Annotated in this window: 11 protein-coding genes; 1 reads left to right on the forward strand and 10 read right to left on the reverse strand. The window is 35.7% G+C overall.

Annotation, left to right across the window (positions count from 1 at the left end):
* Positions 1-159: 159 nt before the first annotated feature.
* Complete coding sequence (locus FS802_RS07415; protein WP_098653929.1) at positions 160-987, forward strand: CAP domain-containing protein; 828 nt, start codon at positions 160-162, stop codon at positions 985-987.
* Between the two features lie 40 nt (positions 988-1027).
* Here the strand turns inward: FS802_RS07415 and FS802_RS07420 are convergent, their stop codons facing one another.
* The 10 genes from FS802_RS07420 to FS802_RS07465 form a co-directional block, all read right to left on the reverse strand.
* Positions 1028-1633 (reverse strand): DUF1648 domain-containing protein, encoded by a 606-nt coding sequence (locus tag FS802_RS07420; RefSeq protein ID WP_144524945.1) that lies wholly within the window; start codon positions 1631-1633, stop codon positions 1028-1030.
* Between the two features lie 91 nt (positions 1634-1724).
* A complete protein-coding gene (locus FS802_RS07425; RefSeq protein WP_098653931.1) occupies positions 1725-2648 on the reverse strand; it encodes an RluA family pseudouridine synthase in 924 nt (307 codons plus the stop codon).
* 100 nt (positions 2649-2748) lie between these two features.
* Positions 2749-3165, reverse strand: coding sequence for a hypothetical protein (locus FS802_RS07430; protein ID WP_000490304.1), 417 nt, complete (start codon positions 3163-3165; stop codon positions 2749-2751).
* A 101-nt stretch (positions 3166-3266) separates the two neighbouring features.
* On the reverse strand, positions 3267-5459 hold the full coding sequence (locus tag FS802_RS07435) for an MMPL family transporter (protein WP_098720236.1): 2193 nt from the start codon (positions 5457-5459) through the stop codon (positions 3267-3269).
* A gap of 110 nt (positions 5460-5569) precedes the next feature.
* Positions 5570-6217 (reverse strand): phosphatase PAP2 family protein, encoded by a 648-nt coding sequence (locus FS802_RS07440; protein WP_098653933.1) that lies wholly within the window; start codon positions 6215-6217, stop codon positions 5570-5572.
* Between the two features lie 59 nt (positions 6218-6276).
* Complete coding sequence (gene potD / locus FS802_RS07445) at positions 6277-7326, reverse strand: spermidine/putrescine ABC transporter substrate-binding protein PotD (RefSeq protein WP_000772499.1); 1050 nt, start codon at positions 7324-7326, stop codon at positions 6277-6279.
* A 38-nt stretch (positions 7327-7364) separates the two neighbouring features.
* Entirely contained in the window at positions 7365-8165 is an 801-nt protein-coding gene (gene potC, locus FS802_RS07450; protein ID WP_000714201.1) for a spermidine/putrescine ABC transporter permease PotC, read from the reverse strand.
* A 6-nt stretch (positions 8166-8171) separates the two neighbouring features.
* On the reverse strand, positions 8172-9020 hold the full coding sequence (gene potB, locus FS802_RS07455) for a spermidine/putrescine ABC transporter permease PotB (RefSeq protein ID WP_000715495.1): 849 nt from the start codon (positions 9018-9020) through the stop codon (positions 8172-8174).
* Positions 9017-10000, reverse strand: coding sequence for a spermidine/putrescine ABC transporter ATP-binding protein PotA (potA, locus tag FS802_RS07460; protein WP_000720323.1), 984 nt, complete (start codon positions 9998-10000; stop codon positions 9017-9019). The genes potB and potA overlap by 4 nt, the downstream gene beginning before the upstream one ends.
* 236 nt (positions 10001-10236) lie before the next feature.
* Positions 10237-11604 carry an aldehyde dehydrogenase gene (locus tag FS802_RS07465; RefSeq protein ID WP_000116791.1) on the reverse strand — a complete coding sequence of 456 codons (1368 nt, stop codon included), beginning with the start codon at positions 11602-11604 and terminating at the stop codon, positions 10237-10239.
* Positions 11605-11766: the final 162 nt, after the last annotated feature.

Consider the following 11766-nt stretch of genomic DNA (forward strand, 5'->3'; position numbering starts at 1 on the left):
TTCTTCACTTAGGATAAATTAGGTAATTTTAAAGTCTATGAATTTTTTTCCATCTTTTTTCTCGCAAATTGTATGCTACGATGAATTTGTCAGTCAGACAGGCTGTCAAAACAAATCGTGTGAAAACAAATTAAAACTTTATATAGGGGGACACACATCATGAAAAAGCGTGTTTTATTATCTGTAGCTGCTGCAACAGCTCTTACTTTAGGAGTATCATCTTTAGATGCACAAGCTGCAACTGTACAACCATCTAACATAAATGTTCAAAATATTCAGCATTCAAAAGTGATGATGAAGCAAATGAGCCAACAAGAATTACAAGCATTCTTACAATCTATGGGCGTTGAGTCATTAGCACAATGGCAACAAGGAAATTTCCAACCAAACTGCTTCATTCCTGGTCAACAACCAACTGAAAATGTTGTAACTGAGCAACCAACAGCTAAGCCAGAAACTCAAAAGCCTGCTGAGCAAAAACCAGTTGAGCAAAAGCCTGCTGAAGAAGTTCAAAAACCAGAAGCTCAAAAACCAGCTGAAAACAACAATACTCAAAAACCTGCTGAACAAAAACCTGCTGAGCAAAAGCCTGCTGAAGAAGCAAAATCTTTAAGCGAATTCGAACAACGTGTTGTTGAATTAACAAACGCTGAACGTGCAAAACAAGGCTTACCAGCACTAAAAATCGATACTGAATTAAGCAAAGTAGCACGTGTTAAATCTGAAGATATGCAGAAGAATAACTACTTTGATCATAACAGCCCTACATATGGGTCTCCATTTGACATGATGAAGAAATTTGGTATTTCTTATACATCTGCAGGTGAAAACATCGCTCAAGGCCAACGTACACCTGAAGAAGTAGTACAAGCTTGGATGAACAGTGCTGGACACCGTGCAAACATCTTAAATAACGGCTTCACTCACATCGGTGTTGGCTATGTAGAAAGCGGCAACTACTGGACACAACAATTTATTACGAAGTAAATAGATTAAAAGAGTCTTCTCATAATGAGAAGACTCTTTTTTACGTTTCATAACTTTCTATTATGTATGAGTACAATATGTAGAACATAAACAAAATAGAGCCACAACTTATTACACTAAGTAACACATAAAATCCCCATTTCAAGTTCAAAAACAAGGAAAACAATATACTACATGCCATCACTTGAAAAATCCGCCTACTCACTAAACGAATTTTTTGTAATTTGACTGGGTCCTTTTCCGTACTCTTAACTTTTTTAAATCCTTTACTAAGCATAAAAAGAAACATACTAATTCCAATTGTTAGTCCTGTCTGAAAGGATATCATGCTTCCAAAATTAATAAAGAGAATGAGCATATGGATAAACAACATAAATAAAGTAATCGTCTTTAGAAATCCACTTATAATGACATGCTCGCCTTCATTAAGCTTATATACATAATGTGAAATAATATACACGAATCCATGTAAAAAAATAATAAGACAAGGAATAAATGCTATAACAACTTGTTTACTCATAAACTCGTTTGGCTCACCCTTTTCATTCCAATGTACTGCCATAAGGTTTGGTAAGTATGGATAGAGGCATAGAGTAACTAAAAGACAAGCGAAAAATATTCCTAGTATATATTTATATTTGACCAAGTAATTCTCACCTCTCTTTTCTCTTAACGGCTTCGCTTCTTTTAGAGAAATTCCTGCAAGAATCTACTTTTCTCAGATTTAAACTTACACTTTATGCATTCATTCTTTGAAATTCTTTCATTGTATTATTTAATTTTATTGGAAATGGTACATCCACTTCGATCTCTTCTTTCGTAATTGGATGCAAGAAATGAATCTTCATCGCATGTAATGCTTGCCTGGACATATATTTCGTTTGTCCACCGTATAATACATCTCCAACTAATGGATTACCATGATAGCTCATATGAACACGAATTTGATGTGTTCTACCTGTTTCTAATTGTAACGTTACGAACGTAGCATTTTGTTTTTTAAAATACTTCTCTACTTTATAATATGTGATTGCTTGGTCCCCCTTTGGAGAAACACGTCGTCTCGTCGCATGATGGCGATCTCTTCCAATAGCTGCGTCAATTGTTCCTTGCTTACCTTTTACTTTCCCTTCCACAAGCGCCGCATATGTTCTTTTAATTTTTCGTTCCATTAATAAATGATCCATAATTGCACCAGCAATTCTATGCTTAGCAAACACGACACCACCTGTCGTATCTTTATCTAACCGATGAATATGACGAACCTTCGTCTCTAAACCTTGCATTTGAAAATGAAAAGCAACAAGGTTTGCAAGTGTTCCCGTTCCACCTTTTTCCGCAGGATGCGTATCCATCTTCTCAGGCTTATTTACGATGAGTACGTGATCGTCTTCATATACTACATCTAATTCACCATATTCAGGCTCTACATCGTATTCTTCTTCCATAAACATATGCACTTGTAACTTATCGCCTTCTTTTAAAAGCTCATTCCATCTTCTCTGTTCTCCGTTAACGGTAATACCTTTTTCCATACGAAGCTGATGTAACAACTTTTTCGGTATTTCCCATTCTATTTTTAATAACGAATCAATACTTATGCCATTCCATTTCGCTGGAACAGTAATTTCGCACCATTCGCCCTTCTTCTTCGTTTCCATACTGTATCACCTTATTTCTATTGATTCTCTCATTGTAACGGAAAACACAATTTGATGCACCGTCAAAAATAGAGGACAGTCTTATAGTAGACTGTCCCCCTCACGCTCTACGCCGTTTCATTTCCTGCAATACTTCTTCCGCTTTTTGCTCATACGATAAATCTTTAAAGAAATCCGCCAATCTTTTATAATCATTATACGTATCTAATAAGTCATCAATTTTTTCTACTTTCATCACTTGTTGTTTTTGCTTCATTTTTACTGGATAACGATAGCCTGATACTTCTTGTATTTTGTAATACTCATTCTCTACTTGAATGACCTTTACAAGTTCCTCCTCTTCCGCATCCATCGTATACCCATCAAAATCTCTAAGCAATTCATAAATGATATGAGTCCATTCATCTTTTGGATAATATCCTTTTTCTAACCGATAACCGACAATGCGATACATATGCCCATCGTTTTCTGCAAACTGTACTGTATCATTTAGCTTAAACTTAAAATAACGAAACATTGCCTTCACCTACTTATATGTAATGTTCTTATCACATACTATTTGCAAAATGTAGGTCTTGCTATTCATAAAAAAATACTCATCTATAAGATGAGTATTTTTTACGATGATTTTTCTCTTTTCTTTCGAAATGGTAACCACCAGTTCCAATCTCCAAACAGTTTCATTAAACTTGGTACAAGCATAAGACGAATAATTGTTGCATCAAGGAATATCGCTAATGCAACACCAAGCCCCATTTGCCGTACTGGTAAAATATCAGTAAAGGCGAACGCACCAGTTACAACAATCATAATTAACGCAGCCGATGTAATGATTCTACTTGTTGACACAAGTCCTTCTAACGTCGCTTGATCGTTATCTCCTGTTTCTTCATACAGTTCATGAATACGTGAAATAAGAAAGACTTCATAATCCATGCTAAGCCCAAATACGAGACCGAAAATGAAGATGGGTAAGACAAATAGAACAGGACTCGCTTCTAAACCAAAATGCCCACCTTCAAATAACCAAACAACAATTCCGATTGTTGCACTTAAACTAAGTATATTCATAATAATCGCCTTAATCGGAATGAGTATAGATCGGAATGCAAATAATAATATAACAAAGGTCGATCCAAATATAACAGACATACCAATTGCAACTTTATCTTTAATTTCATCTTCTAACTCTTGTTGGAACGTCGTCATCCCGCCTAAATAATACGTAACATCTGTTTCTTTATAATTTTGTTTAAAATCACGAACCCACTGTTTAGCAGTTTCAGTACGTGGTTTTGTTTTCAAAAAGATTTCTATCGTCGTCTTATTTCCTTTCGTATATGCTTCAAATATAGGAGCTAGTTTCGCTGCTTCTGGCGACTCTAACATTCCAGCAACTTGATCTGCTTTCATACCAGTTAACTCGTCGTATAAGCTTCTCACTTCATATACTTTCTTATCATCTTTTAACTTTTGAAGGACTTCTTCTATCTTTTGTAAACTTTCTTTTTCTTTCATATCTTTTTTCGTCTCTACTACTAACGTAACATCAGCATGTTTTTTTGCAGTTTTATTAAATGCCTCTTCGTACTTCTCATATGCAATTCTTGTATCACTTTGTTTAGGTAGAGCTTCTACGTCAGGGAACTGCAAATTAGCTGTACGTAACGGTAATAAGCAAATCACAATAAATGTTGTAACAACAATAATCATTGCGATTGGATGTTTCATTACAAATTGTGCAAACTTACGCCACGCCTTTGCCGGCGTATGCGCTACTTGATTCTTTTTTAATATTCGTTTCCCAATTAATGATAATAGCGCTGGAAGAAGTGTGAGTGAGAATAAAATACTCATAATCACAACAATCATTCCGCTAATTGCGACAGACTGAATATAATCGATTTTAAAGAAAAATAAGCCGGATAATCCAACAAATACACATAATCCTGAAAATACGATAGCGCGCCCTGCTGTTTGATATGTAATTGCGATCGCTTCTTTTACCGTTCGCTTTGCAACTTCCTCTCGAAAGCGATTTACAAATAATAGTGCAAAATCAATAGATAGCGCAAGTCCAATCATGGGTGCAACATTTAACACAAAGATAGATAGTTCCTTATCGCTACCTATAAAGTATAATATGCCCATCGTACTAATAACACTAAGTGCCCCATTTACAATTGGTAAAATAGATGCCAAAAGACTACCAAATGAAAATAGTAATACGAGAAATGCAATTGGTAATCCAATCATCTCTGCTACTTTTAAATCATTTTGCGTTCTTTCATTAATCTCTTGATTAATTTTTGGAAACCCTGTAGGCGTTACTTTTAATGCTGCATTACTTTCCTTTTCGATTTTATCAGCAAATTGCAATGTCTTTTCCATTCGTTCTTTATTTGTTTTCCCGGAAAATAAAATTGTCGCATAGCCGATATCATCTTGTAACATTTCTTTATTTTGCACTGGGGGATGGAAAGATTCATATGTCTCTTTCTCTTGTACATTCTTTACAATTCCCTCTACTTGCTTTTGAAATTCCTCATGTGAAGCCCCCTTGTTTTTTTCAAAAACGAGTAAAAGTGTGTCTTGAGACCTCTTAAAATCTTTATCTAAAATTTCTTTCGTTTTTTGATAGTCCCCTTCCGTTTGGAAACCATCACCACCTAATACTCCCGGCAGCTTTGGAGCGAAAATACCGAGTGCGATCGCAACCAATAGTAATGCTACAATTACTGTATAACGAAACTGATACAAAAAAGCTCCTAATTTCCCCCACTTATCTACTTTATTTACATTTGTTTTCACACATTTTCACCTACTTTAAATAATTCAATTGTCATTTATACTGTATCACATCTTCGTACAAACAAAAAACGTCTGGAAACACTATATTAATAGTTTTTCCAGACGTTTTTTTATCTCTCTTTATTAAGTCCCAATCTCTCCGTAAGTAAACGATGGCAGTAAATCGCCATAATTAACAAAATACCACCTACGCAATAACCAGCTAAAATATCAGTTGGATAATGTACATTTAAAATAACTCTACTTAATCCAATCAATACAATTACTATTCCCATTAAAATCGTTATAACATATTTCCCCGTTACACTCTTCAAATTTGCCCCAATGATATAAGCAAGAAATCCGAATGTCATAATAGATAACATTGCATGTCCACTAGGGAAGCTATACCCAAGCGCATCCAACGCTTCATTTAACGATGGGCGCTCCCTTTTCACAATTTCTTTTATCCCTTTATTAACAAGATGTGTTATTAAAATGCCCATTGGATACACGATCATCGCAGCATAATAACGTTTTCTCCAAAAAACAAGTAAACTTATAGCCAGCGTAGTTACGATCCCGATAGCAGAACCTAATTTTGTATAGTGTGAAAAAAATGTAAGCGAACCTTCTGTTTGTAATCCTTTTACTAATGCTCGGACATATGTATCCATCACTGTAACGCCACCCGCATGTACGCGCCAAGCAACAATGCCAAATACAGCAAGTAATAAAACGATACATACTACCTCATATTGATGTAACTTCTTGTTCAAACGATTTCCTCCTACTATGAAAAAATGCGATTTCTACTTTAGAAACCGCATTTCCTTACTTATTTACCTTTTGTTTTTAACTCTGTCCAGTAACGATCATAGTCTTTTAGCTTATCGTCTACATCAACAAGCCATTCTGTACGATCTAATTCTTCTTTCGTTAAGAAGATCATATGATTATCACGATATTCTTTACTATGAAGAGGATGAGCTTTTTCATTAGGATTACTGTATCCAATTGACTCGTAGTTTTTCACACTTACTTTTTCATCTAATAAGTAGTTCATAAACTTCTCTGCAAGCTCTTTGTTTTTCGCACCTTTTGGAATTGCTAACGTATCAGCCCAAATTGTGCCGCCTTCTTTTGGTACAACGTACTCTACATCTTTATTATCTTTTGCGATAAACGCTGCATCTCCAGACCAAACTGTTCCGATCCAAGCATCTTCTGTAATGAATTTTTGTTTAATATTATCTGTATCAAATGCTAATAAGTTTGGAAGCAGCTTCTTTAAATCATCTGCTGCTGTCTTTAACTGTGTATCGTCTTTCGTGCTGTTTGAGAATCCATGCTTTTTAAGACCCATTCCTAACACTTCACGAGAATCATTTAATAAAGTTACATGCCCTTTATATTTTTCATTCCATAGGTCAGCCCAGCTTGTAGGAGCTTCTTTCACATACTTTTTATTGTATGCAATACCTGTTACGCCCCAAGTATATACTAAAGAATATTTATTCTCTGGATCAAACGCCGGTGTTTTGAAGTTAGAAACCATATTTTCGATATTCGGGATATTCTTTTTGTCTAACGGCGCTAATAAATCCATTTTCGCCATTGTTTTAACCATGTAATCAGACGGCTGAATTAAATCATACTTCGCGCCACCTGCTTGTAATTTCGCAAGCATTTCTTCATTACTTGCATACTTATCATAGTTAATTTTCACGTTATATTTCTTTTCAAAATCTCTTAGCACTTGCTCATCAAAATTGTCAGCCCAGCTATAAATGTTTAACTCTTCTTTCTTTTCACCACAACCAGCAAGTACACCAGCAACAAGGCTAAAGCTAATTGCTGCGCCGGCTAATCTTTTCATTAATTTCATCGGTTTATTACCTCCTCGTACTTTCTATATCGTTCGTATTATAAAGGAAGGTGTCCTCCAGAGTTTTCTTCACCATCTGCACCTTTGTTACGGAAGATTTCAGATAGAACCATTAATCCTACGATAGCCACAATTAAAATTGTAGAAAGTGCATTAATTTCTGGTGATACTCCGCGCTTAACCATACTGTAAATGTATAATGGCAATGTTGTTGATCCTGGTCCTGATACGAAGAAACTAATTACAAAATCATCAATTGATAATGTGAATGTTAATAATGCGGCTGAAATAACTCCTGGTGCAATTGCTGGGAACGTTACATAACGAAACGTTTGCCACGGCGTTGCTCCTAAATCATTCGCAGCCTCTTCTAAATCACGTCCCATACCAGAAAGACGTGCTGCTAAAATAACGACAACAAATGAAATACTAAATGTAATGTGCGCAATAATAATTGTTGTTTTGCCAAGTTCCATACCTAATTGACTAAATAAGATAAGTAAAGATAATCCCATTAAAATATCAGGAATTAAAATTGGTAAATACACAAGACCGTTAATAGCCCCTTCATAACGATATTTATAACGATGTAATGCAATCGCGAAAATCACACCAAGAACTGTCGTTACAACCGTCGTTACGATCGCAATCGTCATACTATTTACAAACGCATCAATAACATCTTGCTTTTGAAATAAATCTGTATACCAATGGAATGTAAAACCTTCCCATTCCGCATTAATGCGAGAATCATTGAAGGAATATACCATTAAAACCATCATTGGAAAATACAAGAACAATAAAATTAACCAAGAATAAGAAACTAAAAACTTCTTCATCTTTGCCTATTCCCCTCCGTTTCCATCATATTTATATACTTTCGTTGCACGATAATATAAGTAAATTAACAGAACAGAGAATAGAACAACAATCATAGATAACGCAGATCCAAACGGCCAGTCACGCGCTCCTAAGAATTGATTTTGAATTACGTTTCCGATTAATGCTACTTTCGATCCACCCATAACGTCTGATACAACAAACATTCCGATAGAAGAAACAAACACTAAAATAGAACCAGTAGCAATCCCTGACATCGTCATTGGTACTGTTACATTCCAAAATGCCTTTGCTGGTGTTGCTCCTAAATCATAAGCTGCTTCTAGCTTACGCTTATCAAGCTGCTCAATCGCTGCATACACCGGTAAAATCATAAATGGTAATAAAGAATAGACCATTCCGAGTATTACAGAAGGTGTGTTATATAGTAAATTTAAAGGTTCACTTATAATACCTAGTTTCAATAGCAATGTGTTTACAAGACCTTGTGAACGTAAAATAACAATCCATGCGTATGAACGAACAAGGAAGTTAATCCAAAACGGGATCGTTGCCAATAATAAAAGAATTGAACGGTATTTGCGATCAACAATTGTAATTGTATAAGCAAATGGATAACCAATTACTAAACAGATTACTGTTGTAATAACTGCAATCTTAACAGTTTCCCATAACGTTCCCATGTATAGTGGATCAAACACACGAGCTATATTCTCTAACGTAAATTGCATTTCCACTGTCCCATATGCCCCGCGCTGCATAAAGGCAAATGCCAATACAAACAGAAGGGGAATTAGGAAGAAGATTAACAGCCACGCGACTGTCGGTAGTGCGAGTAATTTCCCTTTTTTCAATTTAAGGTCACCTCGTCCTCTTGCTCCCAGCCTACGTATACATTATCTCCAATGCTCCACTGCGCTGCTTCTTCAGCAGTTTGATATGCCATTAGTAATTCTGATGTTTTCTCGTCACGTACATACAGCTTTTCCATATTTCCAACAAACTCAACGTCTTCAATATGTCCAAGATGGTATTCTTTTAAAATCGGCTCTTCAACCGAACGTACCTTTACGTTTTCAGGGCGAATTGCTACATAGCCTTCCCCATTTTTCACAATATTATTTTCACCGATAAATGTCGCAACGAACATTGTTTTCGGCTTATTGTAAATTTCTTTCGGCGTTCCAATTTGCTCAATATGTCCTTTATTCATAACGACAATACGATCACTCATGCTCATCGCTTCTTCTTGATCGTGCGTTACGTATATGAATGTAATTCCTAAATTACGTTGTAAGTTTTTCAATTCACGTTGCAAATCTTTTCTTAACTTAAAGTCTAATGCCCCAAGTGGCTCATCTAGTAATAATACACGCGGGTTATTTACAATCGCTCTCGCAATTGCTACACGCTGCTGCTGTCCACCAGAAAGCTTTGCAGGTTTACGATTACGGAACTCAAGTAACTGCGTTAAACGCATTGCCTCTTCAGCACGCTCTTTCTGCTCTGCTGCCGGTACTTTCTGCATTTTCATACCGAAACAAATATTTTTCTCCACATTCATATGTGGGAATAGCGCATAATGTTGGAACACTAAGTTCATATGACGCTTATATGGTGGCAAGTCGTTAATCTTTTCATCATCTAATAAAAGATTCCCTTTAGTTGGCGTTTCAAAACCTGCGATCATGCGAAGTAACGTTGTTTTCCCGCAACCACTCGGCCCTAAAATCGTTAAAAATTCCCCTTCTTTAATGTCTAAAGAAAGAGGTGGGATAATCACTTGATTTCCAAAATGTTTTTCTACTGCTTCAACTTTAATAATCTTTTTCATTTTCCCGTCCTATCTACCTTAAATTTTAATTTTTATATTCATGAATAAATATTTATGTTCTATAGACTATTTTTTGTTTCGATCCAAACAAAAATGGTTGTTTAGCAGCGTTCTCTTCTATTCTTTATGTAGTATGTTTGATTCATTTTTGCATGATACATATGTCGAACAGAAAAACCCCTTCCATTGCGAAGGGGCTATTATCATACGGCTACGCCTACTGATAAACACCATCATCATTTTAACAACTTTCGTATGAATTTTAAAGCACTTTTTGTAGAAGAGTAACGAATTTTCATATCGAATGCCGTAGATTGGGCTAAAATGCTTTTATAATGTGAAAAAGTCCGAAAACTTTCTTCCCCATGATAACTACCTAATCCACTACTTCCAACACCACCAAAAGGTAAATATGGCGTTGCAAGATGATAGACAACATCATTAATACAGCCTCCGCCATATGAAATATTACTTGTCACTTTCTTTTGTATTTCTTTATCTTCAGAAAATACATATAACGCTAACGGCTTCGGATGTTGCTGAATTGTGCCAATTACCTCTTCTATGTTGTCGTATTCTACAATTGGTAAAATCGGACCAAAAATTTCATCTTCCATAACAGTACTTTGCCATGTAACATTCGTTAACACTGTTGGTTCTATATGTAAAGTTTCTTTTTTATAGTTCCCACCGATTACCGTTTTACCATCTTTCAAAAATGCACATAAACGTTCAAAATGACGTTCAGTCACAATTCGTACATAATTGTCATTGTTTAGTGGATCTTTTCCATACTGCTCCGCAATTTCGTGTCTTAATGCCTCGATTAACTGTTCTTTCACCGAAGTATGCACATACATATAATCAGGCGCTACACACGTTTGCCCCGCATTTAAAAACTTACCCCAAACAATTCGTCTTGCTGTTACATCTATTTTTGCATCTTTATGTACAATACATGGGCTTTTTCCCCCAAGCTCTAACGTGAGTGGCGTCAACCGTTTCGCTGCTGCTTCCATCACAACTTTTCCAACACCGACACTACCTGTAAAGAAAATATAATCAAACGGCTCCTTTAACAATTCCGTACTCTTTTCTACACCGCCTTCTACTACCGCTACAAGCTCTTCTTGGAATAATTCCTCTAACATCCTCGTAAGCACTTCGGAAACGTTTGGCGTTAGCTCTGACGGCTTTAAAACAATTGTATTTCCAGCCGCCAACGCTCCTACTAGTGGTGCAATTGCTAATTGAAACGGATAGTTCCACGGTGCAATAATAAGTGTCACACCGTACGGTTCAGGCACTACTTTCCCCTTTGATCCAAAGTGAGTGAGTGCTGTTCGAACCCGCTTCGGTTTACTCCACGATGAAATATGCTTCAATTGAAAGGAAATTTCTTTTAATACATATCCAACTTCCGTTGTAAACGACTCATGAACTGACTTATTTAAATCTAATTTCAATGCCTGAAATATCTCTTCTTCAAAGCGCTGAATGCCTTTATAAAGCTTCTTCAAATTATTCTTTCTCACTTCTATACTTCTCGTATGACCATTATAAAAATATGCCTTTTGTTTATTTACAATAGAAGAAACACTCATTCATTCACCTTCTCCCACTATTTTTATCCAATTCTTTCATTATTTATATAGACTTCATATATAATAAATTTCTATTCGTAAAGTTACATTATATATAATTTCTTCTTGCATATAAAATTCATTGCTCACAAAAAAACTACCGAAAGAAAATCTTTCGGTAGT

Origin of the sequence: Bacillus sp. DE0042 (assembly GCF_007680225.1) — a bacterium.
Taxonomy (GTDB): domain Bacteria; phylum Bacillota; class Bacilli; order Bacillales; family Bacillaceae_G; genus Bacillus_A; species Bacillus_A wiedmannii.